Genomic DNA, 21,006 nt, shown 5'->3' with positions numbered 1-21,006 from the left:
GGGGTTGACGGAAGTACGATGTCCCCCGCCCACCGGACGGCGGGCGGGGATTTTCGGTTCCGCCGTTCACTGTGCAGTTATTCCGGGCCCCTGCCGGGACGTCCGCGTGCCACCACAGGACTTTTGCGCTGCTCGCACAGAAAATCGCCCGCCGCGGCCCTGGTGGACCACGACACAGTTTAGCAAATGCTGTGATGGGGACAACAAGTTTTCCTCCCACTGGTCACCCCCAGTTAATTCGCCGGCGTTACCTCGAATGTCACCGCAAGCAGCGCGCTCCCCCCTCCCCCCGTTTCTTCTCTTCCCCACCCCCCATGGGACTAGAGTGAGGGGCGTTCTGACCTCACTCCACCTGAAAGGGCATGCCGCTGATGAGTGCAGCTGACCAGTTCCCCACCCTCCCCGCTGATCTGATTCCGGCCGACGGCCGGTTCGGCTGCGGCCCCTCCAAGGTCCGCCCCGAGCAGATTCAGGCGATCGTCGACGGCTCCCGGGACGTCATCGGCACGTCCCACCGTCAGCCGGCGGTGAAGAATGTCGTCGGCTCCGTCCGGGAGGGACTGGCCGAGCTGTTCTCCCTGCCCGAGGGCTACGAGATCATCCTCTCCCTCGGTGGTGCCACCGCCTTCTGGGACGCCGCCACCTTCGGCCTGATCGAGAAGAAGTCCGGCCACCTGTCCTACGGCGAGTTCTCCTCCAAGTTCGCCAAGGCCTCCAAGCTGGCCCCCTGGCTGGAGGAGCCCACCGTCATCGAGTCCCCGACCGGCGACGCCCCGGCCCCGCAGGCCATCGAGGGCGCCGACGTCATCGGCTGGGCCCACAATGAGACCTCCACCGGCGCGATGGTCCCCGTGACCCGCCCGGAGGGTTCCGACGGCTCGCTGGTCGTCATCGACGCCACCTCCGGCGCCGGCGGCCTGCCCGTCGACATCGCCGAGTCCGACGTCTACTACTTCTCCCCGCAGAAGTGCTTCGCCTCCGACGGCGGCATCTGGCTGGCCGCCATGTCCCCGGCCGCCATCGAACGCATCGCCAGGATCAAGGAGTCCGGCCGCTTCATCCCGGCCTTCCTGGACCTGCAGACGGCCGTCGACAACTCCCGTAAGAACCAGACCTACAACACCCCGGCCGTGGGCACCCTGCTCATGCTGGACGCCCAGGTCAAGTGGATGAACGAGAACGGCGGCCTGGACGGCATGGTCTCCCGCACCACCGCCTCCTCCTCCACCCTGTACAACTGGGCCGAGGCACGCCCGGAGACGACCCCGTTCGTCACCGACGCCGCCAAGCGCTCGCTGGTCGTGGGCACCATTGACTTCGACGAGAGCGTCGACGCCGCCAAGCTGGCCAAGATTCTGCGCTCCAACGGAATCCTGGACGTCGAGCCCTACCGCAAGCTGGGCCGGAACCAGCTGCGCATCGGCATGTTCCCGGCGATCGACCCCGTTGACGTCGAGACCCTCACCAAGGCGATCGACCACGTGCTCGACTCGGGCGCCGCCAAGGCCGAGCAGTAACACTAAACCGCTGCTCACTACGGCTCACACCGCATGACCATGCGCCGAACCTCCCCCGGTTCGGCGCATGTCTGCGTTAGGCTGGACTGGACCATCCCGCAGGCCCGAAGGAGAACGCATGCGTGAGCTGTTCCTCGTCAACAGTGAATCGACGGAGACCTCCCTGGTGCTGCGCGCCGAGGACGGCGAGCAGTTCTTCGTCGCCGTCGACGACACCCTGCGTGAGGCGCTGACCGGCACCTCCCCGGTGCCCCGCGACGAGCCGCAGCAGTCCACCGGTCGGCCCGGGCCCCGGGAGACCGAGCCAGTTCCCGAACCCACCGAGCCCGCCACGTCCGCCGAGGTCACCCCGGACGCCTCAGACGCCGAGCCGTCGGCAGCTCCCGCGGCTCCCGCAGCGCCCACCGGGGGCACCCCTTCCGCCGGCCTGGTCGAGCGTGGCCTGCCCACCCCTGATCCCCGGCTGACTGCTCCCCTGTCGCTGCGTCCCCGTGAGATCCAGGAGCGGATCCGGGGCGGCGCCTCGGTGGAGGAGCTCGCCGAGAAGATGGGGGTCATGGAGTCGAGGGTGGACGCGTTCGCCCACCCGGTGCTGCTCGAGCGCGAGCGCATCGCCCAGCTGGCACGGCAGGCCCACCCCGTCCGCGAGGACGGCCCCGCGAAGCTGACCCTGTGGGAGATGCTCGCCACCGCCTTCGCCGCCCGCGGCCACAACCTCGCCGACGCCGAATGGGACGCCTACAAGGAGCCCGGCAGCCAGTGGGTGGTCCGGGTGTCCTGGACCGCCGGCCTGTCGGAGAACTCCGCCGAGTGGACCTACCACCACTCGACCTCCTCGCCGACCGCGGAGGCCCGCAACGCCGTCGCCGCCGACCTGACCGACCCGGACTTCATCCAGCCGGTGCGCACGCTGACCTCCGTGGGGCGGGGTGCCCGCTACGCCGAGGACCTCGACGAGGACTACGAGGACTACGAGGAGCATGAGGACGACGAGGTCCACCCCACCCATCCGCGTGACGACGCCCCCGACCGCGACGACCGTGCCACCCCGGCGGAGGACACCGGCCCCACGGCCGACGACGGCGGGGAGGCCCCCGCGCCGAAATCCACGGACCGCACCGAGGGCGGGGACGTCGAGGAGCAGCCGCAGAAGTCCCCCGCGAAGCGGCGCCGCAAGGCGGTGACCCCGCACTGGGAGGACGTCCTGCTGGGGGTGCGCACCAACACCAAGCGCCCGCGGAACTAGGGAGGACGACCCGTGGACGCAGTCGTCACCCTGTGGTTCGTCACCACCGCTGATCCGGCCCGCGTTCTGGCGGCGGAGCCGAGGGCGGACCGCGGCTTCGGCCGCAAGTACCTGGCCCAGCTCAACCCGGCGTGGCCGATCACCCCGATCGGGCAGTTCCCGCTCAACCGTTCCGCGCAGGCCTCCACCGGCGAGTTCTACATCGCCGGTTTCCCCGGGGTGACGGTCGTGCAGACCGTCCTCGAAGACACCCCACGGCTGTCGGAGCTGGACCCGCGGCTGTTGGGTTCCCTGCCGGCCGCCGACGTCTACGCCTTCGCCGTCAACGAAGGCACCGGCTACGGCGGATTCGCGCACTGGCACGGCGGGGAGCTCAAGCGCTCCCTGTGCGCCCTGCGCCACGAGCTCTTCGAGGACAGCGGACTGCCGCACCCCTTCGAGAGCCCCTACTGGGCCGGTGAACGCGCCGACCGGATGGGTGGCATCTCCCTGCCCTTCGAGCCCGTCGACCTCGTCGCGGAGGCGCAGCGGGCGTGGCTCGGGGTGGACATCTCCCCCGAAGGCCCGGACATCAACATCGTCGCCTACGCCGTCGACGGCCGCCCCGAGCCGAAGGTGGGCGAACCCCCGCACGCCCGCCACCGCGACGTCGGTGAGCTGGCCAGCGCGGCGGCCGCGAAGCTGGGGCTGGGTGCCGGACGCGGGGACTACGACGACTACGAGGACCACTCCGAGGAGGGGCCCTCACCGCGCAGCGCCGAACTCGCGCGCCTGGCCGACGCCTCGACGCAGGCCGCCCGGCGCGCCGGCCGCGGCCTGGTGCGGCGGCTGAAGTCGGCGCGGGAGTACCTCGACGAGAAGCTGCGCCACTCCGACCGCCCCTAACGCAGGGAACGCTGCCGCTCGTAGAAGGCGATCGCGGCGCTGGTGGCCAGATTCAGGGAATCGGTGCCCGGGGCCATGGGGATGCGGGCGCGCACGTGCGTGGCCCGCATGGCGTGCTCGGTCAGGCCCGGGCCCTCCGCGCCGACCAGCAGCGCGACCTTCCCCCAGGGGCGGTCCCGGTCGTCGACGAGCGCGTCGGCGAGGTGTTCGGCCGCCGCGTCCGGGGTCAGCGAGACCAGCCGGAAGCCGTGGTCGGACAGCTGGCTCAGCGAACGCTGCCAGGTGGTGAAGGTACCCCCCAGATGCGCGAAGGGGGTGCGCAGGACATGCCCCATGGACACGCGCACGGAGCGGCGGTAGAGCGGGTCGGCGCAGCCGTTGCCGAACAGGACGGCGTCGACCCCCATGCCGGCGGCGTTGCGGAACATGGAGCCGATGTTCTCGTGGTCGCCCACGCCCTCCAGTACGACGACCGTGCGGGAGGCGGCCAGGATGTCGTCGAGGGCCGGTTCCGGTGCCCGGTCGGCGGCGGCGAGCAGGCCGCGGTGCAGGTCGAAGCCGGCGACCTCGGCGAGGGTCTCGCGGGAGACCTCGTGGACGGGCAGGTCCGCGGGGACGTCGTGCTCGTCGAGGAAGGCGTCGAGCTTGCCGGGGAAGCCCACCAGGCGGCGCACCGGGAAGCGTGACTCGAGCAGCCGGGAGACCACCAGGGGGCCTTCGGCGATCACCAGCCCCTTGCCGCCCGGCAGGTCGGGGCGGGTGTCGGAGTGGTTGAGGTCGCGGACGTCGTCGAGCCGGGGGTCGGCGGGGTCGGCAATGCGGGTGCGCGGCATGGTGTTCAGCGTAGTCCGGCGGCGGGAGGCGGGAAAAAGAACCCGGCCCTGCGCTGCGGGAGCGCGGGGCCGGGGCCGGGAGGACGGCAGGCTGCTAGCCGATCGCCGCCATGATCGGGTCGATGCCGAAGTAGAGGACGAACAGCGCGGAGATCAGCCACATGATCCAGTGGACCTGGCGCCCCTTGCCTGCGGCGACCGCCATGATCGCGAAGGTGATGAAGCCGACCCCGATGCCGTTGACGATCGAGTAGGTGAACGGCATGATCACGATGGTCAGGAAGGCCGGCATGGCGATGTGGAACTTGGTCCAGTCGATCTCCCGGACGCCGCTCATCATCATCACGCCGACGATCACGAGCACGGGGGAGGCCGCCTCGATGGGCACGATCTCGTAGAGCGGGGTCAGGAACATGGCCAGCAGGAACAGCACACCGGTGGTGACGTTCGCCAGGCCGGTGCGGGCACCGTCGGCGACGCCCGCGGCCGAGTCCGCGAAGACCGTCTGGGAGGACGCGGAGGCGGCGCCGCCGACGATGGCGCCGGTTCCCTCGACGACCAGGGCCCGTTTCATGTCCGGCAGGTTGCCGTTCTCGTCGGTCAGGTTGCCCTGCTTACCCAGGGCGGTCATGGTGCCCATGGCGTCGAAGAAATTGGCCAGCACCAGGGTGAAGACCATCAGCGAGGCGGCGACTGCGCCGACGCGGGTGAAGGCGCCGACCAGGTCGACCGCGCCGACCAGCGACAGGTCCGGCAGTCCGCCGAGGGAGTCCGGCAGGCCGGGCACCGCGAAGTTCCAGCCCTGCGGGTTGGCGTTGCCCTCGTCGTCGACGGCGGGGCCGGCGCCGGCCAGCGTCTCGATGATGATGGCGATGATCGTCGTGGCGAGGATGCCGATGAACAGTCCGCCGCGGACATTGCGGACCACGAGCATGCCGCAGATGATCAGCCCGAGGACGAACACGAGGGTGGGCCAGGAGGCGATCGATCCGTCGATGCCCAGGGTCACCGGGACAGTGGTGTTGGCCGCGTCGGGGATGCGGCGCACGAAGCCGGCGTCGACCAGGCCGATGATGGTGATGAACATGCCGATGCCGACGCTGATGGCGGCCTTCATGGACTGCGGGATGGCGTTGAACACCGCGACGCGGAAGCCGGAGACCGCCAGCAGCACGATGATGATGCCGTCGATCACGACCAGGCCCATCGCCTCCGGCCAGGTCAGCCCCTCCCCCGCCACCAGGGTCACCGCGACCAGGGTGTTCAGACCCAGTCCCGCCGCGATGCCGAAGGGGTACCGGGCGATCAGGCCGAAGGCGATGGTCATCACGCCGGCGGCCAGGGCCGTGACGGCCGCGACCTGGGGGATGCCCAGGGTGTCACCGTTGACGTCCTCGGTGGTGCCCAGGATCAGCGGGTTGAGGATGATGATGTAGGCCATCGCGAAAAACGTCACGACGCCGGCGCGGATCTCGGTGCCCGTGGTGGAGCCGCGCTCGGTGATCTGGAAGAAGCGGTCGAGGGCGCCACGCTGCCCCGGGCCCCCCGGTTCCGTCGGTTTCTGCACACCGGTGGTCATTGTGCGTTTCCCCTTGTCACGATCCTGGTGATTGAGTTGTTGACAGCGCCTAGAGTCTCACCTCGCGGGCTTTTCCTCAAAATTTAGACCATTGCCCGCCTGGGACGCCCGGGAGCGGTAGATTCTAAGGCGGACAGCAAAGAGAGACCGGACATGTATGCCTCGACCTTCCTCATGCGCGACGGCCGCGTCGCCAATCTCACCGAGCACCTGGATCGGCTGCGCGACGCCGGGAACGTCTCCCCCGTCCGCATCGGTCAGCTGCGCGGTGAACTGCGCGACCTCGGCCCCGGGCTCTATCTGCCCCTGATTCAGGCGGTCGGGGCGACCGTCTCCCTGGACCCGCGCCCGACGATCCGGCCCGAGGACGAGATCATCGTCGACGCCGAGGGGATCCCCGACGAGCGCCTCCGCCCCACCGACAAGGGACCCGACCTGGGCTGGCAGGTCCAGCGGCTCGCACGGCTGCGGCAGAGCGGGGCCGACGAGGGACTGCTCATCGACGAGCGCGGCGCCGTCGTCTCCGGCGTGCTGTCCGCCCTGCTGTGTCTCGATGAGGGCACCGCGCACATCAGCGCCCACCCGCGCACCTCGTATTCGGTCACCCTGGATGCCGCGCTGGCGTTGCTCGCCGAATCCGGGGTGGATGTCGTCGAGCACCCGGAGGGTCTGGGTATGCCGATGCTGCGCACCACCGAGACCTGGGCGCTCAACTCCTCCGAGGGGGTGCGCCTGGTCACCGGCTGGTTGGAATACGGTTCGGTGCTGCCGCCGCGGACCGGTGGGAGGCCGCGGGCGGGTGCCCCGACCCACCGGGAGATCAACGGGCGGATGTGGGAGCTGGCCGAGGAGGTCTAGAAGATCGGCCGTTCATCGTCGAAGGCGGTGGGCCCGTCTTCGTCGACGATCAGGTCGGCCGGGGTGTCGGAGTGGGCGCCGCAGCCGTAGGTGGCGTGCACGACGTGCCCGTCGGCCGAGAACTCGTTGACGCACACCCCGAAATTCTTCCCGACCGGTGCGCCCGCGGGCAGGTAGAAGGCGCAGGTGGCGCAGTGCAGGGTGGCCTTCTCCGCGAACTCGGACGTCGGCCCGAAGTCGCCGGTGCGCCAGCGCTGCAGGGCCTCCTGCAGCCCGCGCCGTGAGAGCATCCGCTTCGTCTCGCGGCCCTCGGTGGGCACGGCGTCGCGGGGGTCGTCGGTCAGGCGCTCGTCGTCGGGGGCCGGGGGCATGAGATCGCCGGGGCCCAGGTCACCGGGGCGGATGCGGTCGGCCCAGGGGACCCAGGCGGGGGCCTGGAGTGCTTCACCCGTGGGGGCGGGCACCAGGGCGACCTCATTGACGGTGACGTAGCGCGAACCGGAGGCGCACGCGAGCACGGCGTTCCACTCCCACCCGCTGTAGCCGGGCACGTCGGCGGCGAAACGGTGGGTGGCCACATTGTGGCCGAGCGCCTGGACACCGATGTGCTCGCCGACCCCGCCCTCGTCGAGCTCCTCGAGCGCGGCCCGGGCGACGTCGACGGCGTGGGCGTCGAGAAGCGGGTTGCTGTGGCGGCCCCCGGACCGGTTGCGGTTCCGGGCCCGGCGCGCGTTCTCGGGGGAGGCCTTTCTACGGCGGTTCATGGATGACATCCCTCTCATTATGGGCCATGTACGGCAGGATGAGGGGTATGGGTTCCCGTTTCGTCCTGCTGACCGCCTCCGCCCTCGCCGCCGCGACCTTAAGTTCGTGCTCGCCCACCGGCCCCGTGACAGGCTCCTCCACCTCCGCCGGCCCGGCCGCGGAGACCCTGCGGGAGGCGGACGTCGAGCGGCTCAGCGTCGAGATCGTCGACATCCACCCCTTCGACGAAACCAGCTTCACCCAGGGACTCGAGGTCGACGAGGACGGCGCCCTGCTGGTGGGCACGGGGCAGCGGGGCGAGTCCCGCGTCTACCGCAGCACGCTCGAGGGCGAGAAGCTGGCCTCCGCGGATCTGGCTCCGGAGTTCTTCGGCGAGGGCCTCACCCGCGTCGGCGACCACCTCTGGCAGCTGACCTGGCAGTCGGGCGTGGCGTTCCGGCGCGACGCCGACACCCTCGAGGAGACCGGGCGGGTCGACTATCCGGGCGAGGGCTGGGGACTGTGCGCCCGCGGGGACGAGCTGATCATGTCCGACGGCACCGACCAACTGCGCCGCCTGGATGCGGAGACCTTCGCCGAACGCGACCGGTTCCGGGTCACGCTCGGCGGCGAGCCGGTCCAGGGGGTCAACGAACTCGAGTGCGTCGGCGACGAGGTGTACGCCAACGTCTTCCTCAGCACCGACATCCTGCGTATCGACGCCGCGACGGGTGCGGTCACGGGCGTCATCGACGCCTCCACGCTGCCGAACAACGCCACCCCCGACCCCGACCACGTGCTCAACGGCATCGCGCACGTGCCCGGCACCGGGCGCTTCCTGCTGGGCGGCAAGCGGTGGCCGGACCTGTACGAGGTCGAGCTGGTGCCCGCTGGTTAGGATGGGGAGCCATGGCCACCCGTAGACAGGCAAAGAAGAAGTCGCTGCTGCAGATCCTCGCGCTGATCATCGCGGTCGTGATCGTCGTGGTGGCCACCGTGCTGGTGCAGAACTGGTGGAACAACCGCCCGGGCCCGGAGCCCGAGGAGGTCACCGTCACCGCCTCCGTGGGGGACGAGTCCATCGAGGTCTCCCCCTACCTGGTGTGCGAACCCGGCGTGGAGTGCCCCGAGGGTGAGGTGCCGAACCTGCCCGTCGGTCCCGACGAGACGCTGAAGCTCGAGCTGCCGGAGCCGATCCACAACCACGACTGGCAGCTGCTGATGATCTACGACGATCCGGCCGCCAACAACCAGCAGCTCCACGGCCCCCACGACACCACCGAGGTCGAGATCCCCGGCTCCGTCGACCCGGTCGGCGACTCCACGGAGCGCCCGCGCCTGGTCGTGGTGGAGGTCTCCTCCGTCATGATCGGCCACGACGACGAGGGCGTGGAGACGCCCTACACCACGATCTGGTCGCTGAGCACGCACGAGAACCCGGACGAGGCACTGAACCAGGAGTAGGTCGGCCGCGGGAACGGAAAGGGCCCGGAAGGATGGCGGACGCCAATTCCTTCCGGGCCCTTTCCGTGGGTCTGCCGGGGGCTAGGAGTCGAGCTCCTTGGCCACGGCGCGCAGGATCTCGGCGATCTGGCGGCCGGTCCTGCGGTCCGGGTAGCGGCCGGCCGCCAGCGCCGGCTGCACCTGTCCCTCCAGGAGCGTCATCATGTCGGAGACCATGCTGTTGAGCTCCTCGGGCTTGTGCCGGTGGACGGGGCGGCGGCGGGGCGTGTCAAGCACCTTGACGCGCAGAGCCTGCGGGCCGCGTCGGCCCGCGGCGAAGTCGAACTCGATCCGCTGCCCCGCGACGAGCTCCTCGACGCCCTCGGGCAGCACCTGCTTGCCGACGTAGACGTCCTCGTCCCCCGGGTTGGAGACGAAGCCGAACCCCTTGTCGACGTCGTACCACTTCACCTTGCCGATCGGCACGATGATCACCACTTCCTGTGTCCGCAACCATCGGCGTCGCCGAGCTTCTCGGAGGCGCCGGCGTCCCTCTCCCTGGGGGAACGCGTGAAGAAATAATTATACCCGCCCGGGCAAGCCCGCGACAGCAGACGCCCCGCCCGTCCCCGTCGCCCCACGGCCACGGTGAGAGGTAAATCACATCTCCATGTTGTAACGCCATGAGCTGGGAGGACCCAGGGGCAAAACGGAGAAGGGCCGAAATTTCATCACGTTTCGTGTCTTTAGCGTGACACAAACGTTACAAACCGTTAGTCTGAGCCGCGGACACGACGCGAAACCGCATCCGGCGCCCAACGCCGAGCCCTGTCTGGGGTGCCGGTCGGACCGCGAGAACACGTGCAACACAGATCCTACCGGATAAGTCCCGGTACCCAGTAGCAGACAAACTTCACATGCAGACAGGGGCGGGGAACCCACCGCGGGCCAGCCGGTCCGCACCGGGGGACGGAATCGTCCCCCTCGGGGTGAAGCCTCCGCACCGAGGCCGGGCACAGTGATCCTCCGCCCGAACCCGACAGCTCACCTCGCAGGCGTCAACAGGAGAGGAACACATTTTCCCCATGGCACGTCACGCCCGCAAGACCGTTTCCACCGTCGCCAAGTTCGCCGCCTCCACCGCGGCCCTCGGCACCGCCGCCGCCCTGATGGCACCGGCCGCCTCCGCCGCCCCGGACTCCGACTGGGACCGACTCGCACAGTGCGAGTCTGGCGGCAACTGGCAGATCAACACCGGCAACGGTTACCACGGCGGCCTGCAGTTCTCCCCGAGCACCTGGCGCGCCTACGGCGGCGGCGAGTACGCCCCCTACGCCTACCAGGCCACCCGCGAGGAGCAGATCGCCGTCGCCGAGCGCACCCTCGCCGGCCAGGGCTGGGGCGCATGGCCCGCCTGCTCCGCCAGCCTGGGCCTGAACTCCGCCCCGACCCCGCGCGACGTCTCCGCCTCGAGCCCGGCCCAGTCCGCCGCCGCGAGCGCCGCCCCCTCGCAGGTCCAGTACGTCGCCACCCAGGCCGAGGAGCAGGCCGCCGCCACCGGCGGCTCCTCCGACGCCCTGGCCGTCGACGCCCTCTACACCCTGCTCCGCGACACCCTCGCCCAGTACGGCGTGGTCGTGCCGGACTTCGTCGAGGACATCTACAACGCCAACCGCGGCGACTTCGACGCCTTCTACAACGCCAACCGCGCGTACATCGACTCCGTCGTCGCCGGTCTCTAGGACCACGCACGGCCCGCACCGGGCCGGGTGACGGAAGCCTCCGCATGGTCCGCGGAGGCTTCCGTCGTTTCCGCCGGCCGGCGCTCAGAGCCCGGGCCCGGAAAAGAGAACATCCCCCGGCGGCCCGCACACCAGTCAGGTGTGCGGGCCGCCGGGGGATGCCCGTTCCGGTTAGTCCCGGCTGATACGGGTGTACGGGTGGACGTAGCTCAGCTGCTCCGGCGGGACCGGCAGCACCGTGTCATCACCGTAGGGGCTGGACGCGCCGGCCAGCTTGGAAATCTGCTCGGTAATTGCATGCCCGTCGCCGGGAATGTACTTCGGCCAGCCCGGATCGACGTAGCCCTTCTTCTCCATGTTTGCCATACCGTTCATTCTTCCAAACCTGGGGGGAAAACGTAACTTGAATCGGACGTAAGATCGTCCACACCATGACTTCCGCGGCATCCCCCACCCCCGACCGGCCCGATTTCCGCACCTGGCTCGCCCGCCGGGACGACGGTGAGCTCGCCGCGCTCCTGCGTGCCCGGCCCGATGCCGTCCTGCCCCTGCCCCCGGGAATCGCCCCGCTGGCGGCCCGCCTGCAGCTGCGCGCCTCCGTCGGACGGGTGGTGCGCACGCTCACCGCCCTGGAGCTGGCCACCCTCGAGGCCGCCGCCGACCTCGGCGGGGAGCTCGAGCCCGTCACCGCGGACGCGGTCATCTCCCACGTCGTCGACCGGGCCCGCACGCCCTCCCCCGAGCAGGTGGAGCAGGCGCTCGACCGGCTGCGCGGCGTGGCCCTGGTCTACGGGGAGTCGGACGCCCTGCTGGTCATCCGCGAGGCGATGCCCTCCCTGCCGCACGACTGGCAGCTGCTCGACGACACCGCCGGCCCCGACGCCGGTGAGACCGCCCGCGCGCTGAAGACACTGCCGAAGAACCAGCGCGCCATCCTCGACACCCTGATCAACTCCGGTGGACTGGGCCGCACCCGCGACGCCGCCCCGGACGCCGATCCCGACCGCCCCGTGCCCCAGCTGCTGGCGGCCGGCCTGCTCGCACGCGTCGACGCCCAGACCGTCCGCCTGCCGCGGGTGGTGCGCGCCGCCCTGCGCGGCGAGGAGCCCGCCGCCCGCCCACTCGTGCCCTCGGCGCGGGTGAGCGGGGACACCGCAGCCGACACCCGCGCCCGGGACCGCGCCGATCAGGCCGGGGCCGGGGCCGGCCTGGAGGTCGCCCGGCACCTGCGCCGGCTGCTCGACCGGCTGGGTACCACCCCGGTCCCGCTGCTCAAGGAGGGCGGGGTGGGCGTACGGGCGGTGACCGCGCTGTCCCGGGAGCTCGGCCTGCCGGAGGGCGACATCCACCGCCTGGTCGGCGTGGCCACCAGCGCCGGACTGCTGGGCCGCGGTGAACCCACTCCCCTGCCCGTCGACGACGAGGGCTCCGACTACCTCGCCCCCACCGCGGCCGCCGACGAGTGGCTGGAGGCCGACCTGGCCACCCGCTGGTTGCGACTGCTGCGCGGCTGGCTGTCCTCCCCGTGGGCCGCCTGGCTCATCGGGGACCCCGACGAGCGTGGCAATCCCGCCCGGCTGCTGACCGCCGCCACCCGGCGCGACCACCTGCCCGAGCAGCGCGCGCTGGTGCTGGGCCAGTTCACCCGCCCGGCCCCGGGCGTGGAGGTCACCGACGGGCAGCTGCGCGACGATCTGTTCTTCACCGCCCCCGTCCACGCCTCCCTCCTGCCGGAGCGCACGACCACGGAGCTCGTCGCCGAGGCCCGGTGGATCGGGGCGGTGGTCGGCGGCACGGCGACCTCCCTGCTGCGCGCCCTGCTCGATCCGGTGGCGGATGCGGAGGCCGTGGCCGCGGATGTCACCCCGGGCACCGTGGAACGGGTCATCCCCCAGGGCGACATGACCATCCTCGCCCCCGGCCCCCTGCCCCGCGGGCTGCAGGCCGAGCTCGACCTGCTCGCCGAACTGGAGTCCGCGGGTCTGGCCAGTGTCTACCGGGTCACGGAGGCCTCGGTGCGCCGCGCACTGGACACCGGGCGCACCGCCGGGGAGCTGCGCGACTGGCTGACGGATCACTCCCTGGGCGAGGTGCCGCAGTCGATCAGCTACCTCATCGACGACGTGGCCCGCCGCCACGGCACCCTCCGGGGTGGCCCGGCCATGAGCTATCTGCGCTGCGACGATCCGGCCCTGTTGGCGGAGGCCGCCCGCACCCCGGCAGCGGAGAAGGTCGCGCTGCACGTGATCGCCCCGACCGTGGCCGTGGCGCAGGCACCGCTGGTGAGGGTGATCGAGGAGCTGCGGGCGGCCGGGTTCCAGCCGGTGGCCGAGGACGCCACCGGCGCGGCCCTGGACATCCGCCCGAAGCCGGCCCGCCTGCCGGCCCCCGACATCCCCGCGCGGCCCACCGGCGGGCTCGATGAGTCGCGCATCCGCGCGGCGGTGTCGGCCATCCGCCGGGGTGACGCGGCCTCCCGGGGTGAACGTGCCACCGATGACCGCGGCAACACCGTCCAGGGCACGGCGACCCTCGGGCTGCTCCAGGCCGCCGCGCGGGGCGGGCGGACGGTGACCCTCGGGTTCGTCGACAAGCACGGGGTGGCCGTGCACCGGACGGTCAAGCCGGTGACGGTCTCGGGCGGGCAGGTCGACGCCGTCGACGAGGCCACCGGCACCGTGCACCGTTTCACCCTCCACCGGATCACCGAGGTCATCCTGGGGTAGGAGTGGCTCCTCACCGGTGGCGGGACCGGCCCCGCCCAGGCCTCGACCCGGCGCCACGGCAGGGCCGGTGGGTGGTGCCTGCGGTTCCCCGGGGCCCTTCCCCCTCGTCGGTTCCTTCCGGGACACCTCACTTTTCCAATTGACATATTGTTGGGTTTATACAACGCTTTAACATATGTCCCCAAGGAAGAAGCCAGCGGACACGATCCACAATCGCATCCGGGTCCTGCGCGCGGAGCGGGACATGTCGCGCGCCCGGCTCGCCGAACTCGTCAACGTGAATCCGCAGACCATCGGTGCCCTGGAACGCGGCGACCACTCCCCCAGCCTCGACCTCGCCTTCCGCATCTGTGAGGTCTTCGAGCTGCCGGTGGAAGCTGTCTTCTCCCGCACCGAATTCACCCCCATGTCCACCGAGATCTACCGCCCCCGGCAGGAGTGAACCATGCCCACCCTCACCTCCCCGACCGCCGAGGACCGCCGCATCGCCCGCTGGCAGCGGGTGACCGGCGGTTCCGGAAAGTTCCACCGCTGGCGGCGCCCCGGTCCCACCCGCGCCCTCATCGCCTGCTACTTCAGCGCGGTGGGGCTGTTGCCCGTCACGCTGCTCGCCTCCCTCTTCTGGGGTGCGGCCATCTGGTTCCATCTCACCATCACCGTGGCGATGATGGTGGCCTGGACCTTGCTGCGCGGTGCCATCGACATCAAGGACAGCGCCCCGGAGACCGTGCTCGACGAGTACGAGCGCTCCGTGCTGGACACCTGGCGTCGCCGTAGTCAGAGACTGTTCAGCAACCTGCTCCTGGGCGCCGGTTTCGTCGTGCTCATCATCGGCACCGTCTTTCACGAACACCTGACGGTGATCGGCCTGACCGTCGTCTGCGCCCTCACCATGTTCATGATCGGCCTGGTCGCCGGTTCCCTGCCCGCGGTCGGCTACGCCCTGACCTTCCACACGACCGAAAAGGAGTGAGCGCATGCCCGCGCTCCACATCGACCATCTGACCAAGACCTTCGGGGAGACGAAGGCCCTGACCGACATGACGTTTTCCGTCCACCCCGGCGAGCTCTACGGCTTCGTCGGCTCCAACGGCGCCGGAAAATCCACCACCATGCGCATCGCCCTCGGAGTGCTCTCCGCCGACTCCGGCGAGGTCCGCTTCGGCGAGGAATCCATGAGCGACGACATCCGCCGCCGCATCGGCTACATGCCCGAGGAACGCGGTCTCTACGGCAAGGAGAAGATCGCCAACCAGCTGACCTTCTTCGGCCAGCTGCACGGCATGGGCAAGGCCGACGCCGCCGACTCCGCCGTCGCCCTGCTCACCCGCCTCGGACTGGGCGAGCGGCTCGACGACCGCCTCGACGACCTGTCGCTGGGCAACCAGCAGCGCGTGCAGCTGGCGGCCTCCCTCATCCACGACCCGGAGCTGCTCATCCTCGACGAGCCCTTCTCCGGCCTCGACCCCGTCGCGGTGGAGGTCATGAGTCAGATGCTCGTCGAGCGCGCCGAGGCCGGGGTGCCGGTCATCTTCTCCTCCCACCAGCTCGACCTCGTGCAGCGCCTGTGCGACCGGATCGGGATCGTCGCCCACGGTTCGATGGTCACCGAGGGCACCGTCGAGGCCCTGCGCACCTCCGGGCCCGTCCTCTTCGAGGTCCACACCCCGGCACGCGGCTGGTACCCGGCTGGCACCGCTGTCGTCGAGGAGGAAGAAAACAGGGTGGTCCTCGACGTCGGTGACGTGGACGATCAAACCGTCCTCCACGCCGCGCTCGCCGCCGGCCCCGTCCATTCCTTCACCCGCCGGGTCCCCGACCTGACCGAACTGTTCCGGGAGGTTGTCCAGGCATGAGTTACTCATCGGCCCACACCATCACCACCGTCGCCCGCCGCGAGATCCAGGTCGCCCTGCGCAACAAGGGCATCATCATCTCCGTCATCATCACGCTCCTGCTCGCGATCGGCGGCATCGGGGTCATCAGCTGGCTGACCGGACGGGAGGGCGATGATCCGGCCCTCGCCGTCGTCGGGATGGAGGCCGGCGCCTTCACCGACACCGGAATCGAGGCCTCCGCCGTCGACGACCGCGCACAGGCCGAGGCCGCGGTGCTCGACGGCGACGCCGACGCAGCGCTCGTCCCCGCCGGGCACGGCTGGGATCTGCTGACCGAGGGCAGCCCCTCAGCGCAGATCCTCGGCGCAGTCGACCAGATCACCTCCGCCCGGGCCTCGGCTGCGGCGCTCGAGGCGGTCGGCGTCGACGCGGGCGAGTTCGCCGCCGCCACTCCCCCGTCCGCGGTCACGGCGGTCGACATCGGGGACGGTGGCGACGGCACGTCGCTGGGAGCGGTGGTCACGGTGCTCGCCGGCGTGATGATCCTGATGTTCACCGTCATGCTCTTCGCCGCCAACATCGGCGGCCGCGTCACCGAGGAGAAGTCCTCCCGGGTCGTGGAGATCATCCTGGCGAGCGTGCGCCCCATGGACTTCCTCACCGGAAAGATCCTCGGCAACGCCCTGTTCGGACTGGCGGCCACCGCACTCATCGTGACGGTCGCGGCCGTGGCGCTGAACATCTCCGGGCTGCTGGACGGCGTCGACTTCCAGTGGGGCATCATCGGAATCCTGCTCGTCGGGTTCATGCTCGGCCTGGTCTTCTACGGCAGCCTCTACGCCGCGGCCGGCGCGATGGTCCAGCGCACCGAGGATCTGCAGTCCACCCAGACGCCCATCCTCATCCTCATCCTCGCCACCACCTACGTCCCGCTGTTCGGCTGGCAGGTGCTCGACGCCACCTGGATGCAGGTACTGGCCTGGGTACCGCCGGTCTCGGTGGCCGTGGCCCCGCTGCAGTACGCGGGCGGCAACCTCAGCCTCGCAGGCCTGGCCGCCTCCTACACCATCCTCGCGGTGGCCACCGTCGGGGTCATCTGGTTGGTCGCCCGCATCTACCGCAACGCCATCCTCAACAACGGCCGCAAGCTGACCTGGCGGCAGGCACTGACCCGGAAGTGACGCGGACGTGACACGGAAGTGATCCGCCTCCTATGGAGTTTCGGCCCCCGGGTGAGATAATCGTGGGTCGACACTTCACTTCCCACCCTGGAGGCACCCCCTTTGGCATTCGGCGACGGACCCCTGATCGTCCAGTCCGACAAGACCGTCCTGCTCGAGATCGACCACGCCCTGGCCGAGGAGGCCCGCGCCGCGCTCGCCCCCTTCGCGGAGCTGGAGCGCGCGCCCGAGCACGTCCACACCTACCGCATCACCCCGCTGGCGCTGTGGAACGCGCGCGCCGCCGGCCACGACGCCGAGCAGGTCGTCGACGTCCTCGAGCGGTACTCCCGCTTCCCCGTCCCGCAGCCGCTGCTCATCGACGTCGCCGAGATCATGAGCCGCTACGGCCGCGTCACCCTGCACAAGCACCCCGCCCACGGGCTCGTCCTCGAGTCGCAGGAGCCGGCCATCCTGGCGGAGCTGACCCGCCACAAGAAGATCAGGCCGATGCTCGGGGCACAGATCGACGCCGAAACCATCGCCGTGCACCCCTCCGAGCGCGGCCGGCTCAAGCAGGAGCTGCTCAAGGTGGGCTGGCCCGCCGAGGATCTGGCCGGCTACGTCGACGGCGAGGCCCACCCCATCGACCTGTCCACCGCCCATGAGCAGTGGGAGCTGCGGGACTACCAGCGCTACGCCGCCGACTCCTTCTGGGAGGGCGGCTCCGGCGTGGTGGTCCTGCCCTGCGGCGCGGGCAAGACCATGGTGGGTGCGGCGTCGATGGCGAAGGCCCGGGCTACCACCCTCATCCTGGTCACCAACACCGTGGCCGGCCGGCAGTGGAAGGACGAGCTGCTGCGACGGACCACCCTGACCGAGGACGAGATCGGCGAGTACTCCGGCGAGAAGAAGGAGATCCGCCCCGTCACCATCGCCACCTACCAGGTGGTCACCCGCAAGACGAGGGGCGAGTACCGGGCACTGGAACTCTTCGACTCCCGTGACTGGGGCCTGATCATCTACGACGAGGTCCACCTGCTTCCCGCCCCGGTCTTCCGCATGACCTCCGACCTGCAGTCGCGGCGCCGCCTGGGGCTCACGGCCACACTCGTGCGCGAGGACGGCCGCGAGGGCGACGTGTTCTCCCTGATCGGGCCGAAGCGTTACGACGCCCCATGGAAGGACCTCGAGACGGCCGGCTACATCGCGACGGCCGAGTGCGTCGAGGTGCGCACCACCATGAGCGAGTCCGAGCGGATGGTCTACGCCACCGCCGAGACGGGTGAACGCTACCGCCTGGCGGCGAGCGCCTCCGGCAAGCTGCGCGTCGTCGAGAAGCTGCTGGCCCGGCACGAAGGGCAGCCGACGCTGATCATCGGCGCCTACCTCGACCAGCTGGAGGAGCTGTCGGAGCGCTTCGACGCCCCCATCATCGAGGGGCGGACGTCGAACAGGAAGCGCGAGGCCCTGTTCGACCAGTTCCGCAACGGGGAGATCTCCGTGCTGGTGGTGAGCAAGGTGGCGAACTTCTCCATCGACCTGCCCGAGGCGGCGGTGGCCATCCAGGTCTCCGGCACATTCGGCTCCCGCCAGGAGGAGGCCCAGCGCCTGGGCCGCCTCCTGCGGCCGAAGAAGGACGGCGGGCAGGCCCACTTCTACTCCGTGGTCTCCCGCGACACCCTCGACGCCGAGTACGCCGCCCACCGCCAGCGTTTCCTGGCCGAGCAGGGGTACGCCTACCGCATCGTCGACGCCGAGGACCTGGGCACCCTCGACCGGCTCAACTGAGCACCGGGGCGGAACGTATTCTGGATAGGCTGAACGAGACGGAAGAGGACGGCATGAAGGTTTTCAAGTTCGAGGTCGACGAGAAATTCGCGCAGAAGAACAACGAGATGCTCCGGGACACCAGGCGCCTGCAGCTCTCCGCCGTGATCCTGGGTGTACTGTTCCTCGTCGCCGCCGCGGTGCTCGCCTTCTGGGTCGACGCCGCGTGGGGTCCGCTGGTCGGCGTGGTCGCGGCCGTCCTCGGCGTCATCTCCTTCGTCCTGGCGTTCGTCGTGCCCCGGAAGGTCGGCACCGCCCAGGACCTCTACGACCGCTATCCCCTGGCCCCGGCGGTGATCGCCGAGGTCAACCCGCGCGATTTCGTCCTCCTGGCCCTGGTCAACACCAACGTCGACCCGGACCGGCCGCCGCGCTGGGGTGTCGCCGTACGCACCGTGACCCGTGTCAACGGCGTGACCCCGAAGCTGGGCACGAAGATCCCCGTCGCCGCGGTGCAGGGCCGGCGCAGCATGCGCGACCAGGAGCACTGGGACGAGATCACCCCGATGCCCATCGCCTGGGGGACCCCGGACCAGGACGTGGTCACCACCGCCCGCAGGGCCATCCCGCAGGACCAGTGGGACCGCCTGGAGAAGGCCCGCAAGCGCCTCAACGACGCGAAGGCCACCCAGCACAACCTGCTGGTGCTCTGAGCCCGTCCGCGTAGGCTGGGCCCATGAGCCCCGACAGCCGCGTAGTCACCCGCCTGCAGCCCTTCGCCGAGACGGTCTTCGCCACGATGACCGCGAAGGCCGTCGAGCACGGGGCGATCAACCTCGGCCAGGGATTCCCGGATTCCGACGGCCCCGCCCGCATGCTCGAGATCGCCTGCGAACAGATCCGCGGCGGCAACAACCAGTACGGCCCCGGCCGCGGCATGGCGGTCCTGCGTGAGGCGGTGGCCACCCGGCGGCACCGCGACCACGGCGTCACCTACGACCCGGAGACCGAGGTGCTCGTCACCGTCGGGGCCACGGAGGCCATCAGCGCCACCGTCCTCGGCCTGGTGGAACCCGGAGCGGAGGTCATCGTCCTCGAGCCCTACTACGACGCCTACGCCGCCGCGATCGCGCTGGCGGGCGCGCGTCGGGTGGCGGTTCCCCTGGTGTCCGACGGTGACTCCTGGGCCGTCGACGTCGACGCCGTGCGCGCCGCGGTGACGGAGAAGACGGCGATGATCATCGTCAACTCCCCGCACAACCCCACCGGCGCCGTGTTCTCCCGGGAGTCTCTCCTGTCCCTGGCCGAACTGTGCGCCGAGGCCGATCTGACGGTGCTCTCCGACGAGGTCTACGAGAACCTCGTCTTCGACGGTCGTTCCCACACCGCCCTGGCCTCCCTGCCGGACATGTTCGAACGCACCGTCACCGTCTCCTCGGCGGCGAAGTCCTACAACGTCACCGGCTGGAAGACCGGCTGGGCGCTCGCCCCCGCCCCGCTTCTCGACGCCGTGCTCAAGGCCAAGCAGTTCATGTCCTACGTCGGCGCCACCCCCTTCCAGCCGGCCGTGGCCCACGCCCTGGAACACGAGGACGCCTGGCTGCGGGAGATGGTCACCGCGCTGGCCGACGGCCGCGATCTGCTCGGCGACGCCCTGCGGGAGGCCGGCCTCAAGGTCCACGGCACCGCCGGCACCTACTTCACGGTCGCCGACATCTCCCCGCTCGGCTACCCCGACGGCGTGGAGTTCTGCCTCGACCTGCCCGCGAAGATCGGCGTGGCCGCCATTCCGGTGCAGGTCTTCTGCGACGAGCCCGGCCCCTGGCGCACCAAGGTACGCTTCGCCTTCTGCAAGCGGGAGGACACCCTGCGCGAGGCCGCCCGGCGTCTGTCCAGGCTCCGCTCCGCCAGCTAGCCGAGAGGGCGTCAGCTGCGCAGCCAGTCCCTCGCTTCGTCGCGCTGTCCGGCGTCGAAGGTCTCCACCTCACCGGGGATCAGCCCTCCGGCCAGCTCCGTCCACTTCTGGAGCCATGCTGCACCGGCGACCACCGCCATCTTCTCGATGTCGCCCAGGATGCCGGTCATCCTCAGATCCTCGATCCAGGCCTTCGGTTCAATGCGCCCAGGCTCGATGTCTCCGAATTCGGTCAGCAGCCGGACGCTCCCCTCACGGTCGATGACCTGCTGAACCGTGGAACGCAGGTGCTCCATCTCTTCCGTGCCGATCGAGCCGCTGTAGGCGGCGGTGACGATATTGGTGCCGGCGATAGCGTCCGTGGTGAGCATGCTCCTCCGTTCGTCCGCGGGTCGCATCGGTTACTGATCGCGTCCCCTACCCTACCGGGTTCTGGGCGATGAGCCCCTTGGGCCGTGGGCGGGGCCACCGGCAGTCGGACGGGGTGAGTGGGCAGATGGTGAAACGACTGCAGGCCCGGAACCGTGATCGGTTCCGAGCCTGCAGGCTTGTATTTAGTTGTTGTTTTGTTTTTGGTCGGCGGTAACTTACTCTCCCACACCCTCCCGGGTGCAGTACCATCAGCGCGGGCAGGCTTAGCTTCCGGGTTCGGAATGGGTCCGGGCGTGTCCCTGCCGCTATCAACCACCGACACAGTCGTGGGGCCCCGTGGTGGGGTCCTGACGTGTTGTGTCAGATACTGCATAGTGG

The 21,006-nt window shown here is 70.2% G+C and carries 21 protein-coding genes, 1 rRNA gene and 1 riboswitch; of the genes, 15 read left to right on the top strand and 7 right to left on the bottom strand.

Annotated features, from left to right (window positions below; all coding sequences use genetic code 11):
* Positions 1–371 precede the first annotated feature (371 nt).
* From serC to A605_RS04145, 3 genes are all read left to right on the top strand, one after another.
* Positions 372–1,517 carry a phosphoserine transaminase gene (serC, locus tag A605_RS04155; RefSeq protein ID WP_034991104.1) on the top strand — a complete coding sequence of 382 codons (1,146 nt, stop codon included), beginning with the start codon at positions 372–374 and terminating at the stop codon, positions 1,515–1,517.
* A gap of 118 nt (positions 1,518–1,635) precedes the next feature.
* A complete protein-coding gene (sepH, locus tag A605_RS04150) occupies positions 1,636–2,763 on the top strand; it encodes a septation protein SepH (protein ID WP_015400250.1) in 1,128 nt (375 codons plus the stop codon).
* 12 nt (positions 2,764–2,775) lie between these two features.
* Positions 2,776–3,648: a DUF6928 family protein gene (locus A605_RS04145; protein ID WP_015400249.1), complete on the top strand. Its 873-nt coding sequence runs from the start codon at positions 2,776–2,778 to the stop codon at positions 3,646–3,648.
* On the opposite strand, the gene A605_RS04140 is transcribed toward A605_RS04145, so the two are convergent.
* Positions 3,645–4,481, bottom strand: coding sequence for a TrmH family RNA methyltransferase (locus A605_RS04140; RefSeq protein WP_015400248.1), 837 nt, complete (start codon positions 4,479–4,481; stop codon positions 3,645–3,647). The two genes, A605_RS04145 and A605_RS04140, sit on opposite strands and share 4 nt — an antisense overlap.
* 94 nt (positions 4,482–4,575) lie before the next feature.
* Entirely contained in the window at positions 4,576–6,060 is a 1,485-nt protein-coding gene (locus A605_RS04135) for an NCS2 family permease (RefSeq protein ID WP_015400247.1), read from the bottom strand.
* 153 nt (positions 6,061–6,213) lie between these two features.
* Between A605_RS04135 and A605_RS04130 the strand changes: the two genes are divergently transcribed.
* Entirely contained in the window at positions 6,214–6,918 is a 705-nt protein-coding gene (locus A605_RS04130; protein ID WP_015400246.1) for an aminotransferase class IV, read from the top strand.
* On the opposite strand, the gene A605_RS04125 is transcribed toward A605_RS04130, so the two are convergent.
* Positions 6,915–7,682 (bottom strand): DUF3027 domain-containing protein, encoded by a 768-nt coding sequence (locus A605_RS04125; protein ID WP_015400245.1) that lies wholly within the window; start codon positions 7,680–7,682, stop codon positions 6,915–6,917. The genes A605_RS04130 and A605_RS04125 overlap by 4 nt on opposite strands.
* Before the next feature lie 47 nt (positions 7,683–7,729).
* Between A605_RS04125 and A605_RS04120 the strand changes: the two genes are divergently transcribed.
* Both A605_RS04120 and A605_RS04115 read left to right on the top strand, forming a co-directional pair.
* Complete coding sequence (locus A605_RS04120) at positions 7,730–8,560, top strand: glutaminyl-peptide cyclotransferase (protein WP_015400244.1); 831 nt, start codon at positions 7,730–7,732, stop codon at positions 8,558–8,560.
* Positions 8,561–8,571: 11 nt separating this feature from the next.
* Positions 8,572–9,126: a DUF2771 domain-containing protein gene (locus tag A605_RS04115; RefSeq protein ID WP_015400243.1), complete on the top strand. Its 555-nt coding sequence runs from the start codon at positions 8,572–8,574 to the stop codon at positions 9,124–9,126.
* A gap of 81 nt (positions 9,127–9,207) precedes the next feature.
* On the opposite strand, the gene A605_RS04110 is transcribed toward A605_RS04115, so the two are convergent.
* Entirely contained in the window at positions 9,208–9,591 is a 384-nt protein-coding gene (locus tag A605_RS04110) for a cold-shock protein (RefSeq protein WP_015400242.1), read from the bottom strand.
* Positions 9,592–10,013: 422 nt separating this feature from the next.
* Positions 10,014–10,178: riboswitch (cyclic di-AMP (ydaO/yuaA leader) on the top strand.
* Positions 10,179–10,190: 12 nt separating this feature from the next.
* Here A605_RS04110 and A605_RS04105 point away from each other — a divergent pair.
* Positions 10,191–10,847 carry a resuscitation-promoting factor Rpf1 domain-containing protein gene (locus A605_RS04105; protein ID WP_015400241.1) on the top strand — a complete coding sequence of 219 codons (657 nt, stop codon included), beginning with the start codon at positions 10,191–10,193 and terminating at the stop codon, positions 10,845–10,847.
* A 171-nt stretch (positions 10,848–11,018) separates the two neighbouring features.
* Here the strand turns inward: A605_RS04105 and A605_RS04100 are convergent, their stop codons facing one another.
* Positions 11,019–11,213: a hypothetical protein gene (locus tag A605_RS04100; protein ID WP_015400240.1), complete on the bottom strand. Its 195-nt coding sequence runs from the start codon at positions 11,211–11,213 to the stop codon at positions 11,019–11,021.
* Positions 11,214–11,278: 65 nt separating this feature from the next.
* Between A605_RS04100 and A605_RS04095 the strand changes: the two genes are divergently transcribed.
* From A605_RS04095 to A605_RS04060, 8 genes are all read left to right on the top strand, one after another.
* A complete protein-coding gene (locus tag A605_RS04095; protein WP_015400239.1) occupies positions 11,279–13,573 on the top strand; it encodes a helicase-associated domain-containing protein in 2,295 nt (764 codons plus the stop codon).
* Positions 13,574–13,748: 175 nt separating this feature from the next.
* Positions 13,749–14,015, top strand: coding sequence for a helix-turn-helix transcriptional regulator (locus A605_RS04090; RefSeq protein WP_081602081.1), 267 nt, complete (start codon positions 13,749–13,751; stop codon positions 14,013–14,015).
* Between the two features lie 3 nt (positions 14,016–14,018).
* On the top strand, positions 14,019–14,546 hold the full coding sequence (locus A605_RS04085; RefSeq protein WP_015400237.1) for a hypothetical protein: 528 nt from the start codon (positions 14,019–14,021) through the stop codon (positions 14,544–14,546).
* 4 nt (positions 14,547–14,550) lie between these two features.
* On the top strand, positions 14,551–15,429 hold the full coding sequence (locus A605_RS04080) for an ABC transporter ATP-binding protein (protein WP_015400236.1): 879 nt from the start codon (positions 14,551–14,553) through the stop codon (positions 15,427–15,429).
* Positions 15,426–16,592, top strand: a complete 1,167-nt coding sequence (locus A605_RS04075) for an ABC transporter permease (protein WP_015400235.1) — start codon at positions 15,426–15,428, stop codon at positions 16,590–16,592. Before A605_RS04080 ends, A605_RS04075 begins: the two co-directional genes overlap by 4 nt.
* Before the next feature lie 102 nt (positions 16,593–16,694).
* A complete protein-coding gene (locus tag A605_RS04070) occupies positions 16,695–18,362 on the top strand; it encodes a DNA repair helicase XPB (RefSeq protein WP_015400234.1) in 1,668 nt (555 codons plus the stop codon).
* Positions 18,363–18,415: 53 nt separating this feature from the next.
* Positions 18,416–19,054 carry a DUF3239 domain-containing protein gene (locus tag A605_RS04065; RefSeq protein ID WP_015400233.1) on the top strand — a complete coding sequence of 213 codons (639 nt, stop codon included), beginning with the start codon at positions 18,416–18,418 and terminating at the stop codon, positions 19,052–19,054.
* 23 nt (positions 19,055–19,077) lie between these two features.
* Complete coding sequence (locus tag A605_RS04060; protein WP_015400232.1) at positions 19,078–20,256, top strand: pyridoxal phosphate-dependent aminotransferase; 1,179 nt, start codon at positions 19,078–19,080, stop codon at positions 20,254–20,256.
* An 11-nt stretch (positions 20,257–20,267) separates the two neighbouring features.
* Here A605_RS04060 and A605_RS04055 read toward each other — a convergent pair whose 3' ends face one another.
* Positions 20,268–20,627 carry a SpoIIAA family protein gene (locus tag A605_RS04055; RefSeq protein WP_015400231.1) on the bottom strand — a complete coding sequence of 120 codons (360 nt, stop codon included), beginning with the start codon at positions 20,625–20,627 and terminating at the stop codon, positions 20,268–20,270.
* A 203-nt stretch (positions 20,628–20,830) separates the two neighbouring features.
* Positions 20,831–20,948 (bottom strand): 5S ribosomal RNA (rrf, locus tag A605_RS04050).
* Positions 20,949–21,006: the final 58 nt, after the last annotated feature.

Source organism: Corynebacterium halotolerans YIM 70093 = DSM 44683, from assembly GCF_000341345.1.
Lineage (GTDB): Bacteria > Actinomycetota > Actinomycetes > Mycobacteriales > Mycobacteriaceae > Corynebacterium > Corynebacterium halotolerans.
The sequence above is the reverse complement of the archived record's forward strand: the minus strand, read 5'-3'. Positions and strand labels throughout refer to the sequence as shown.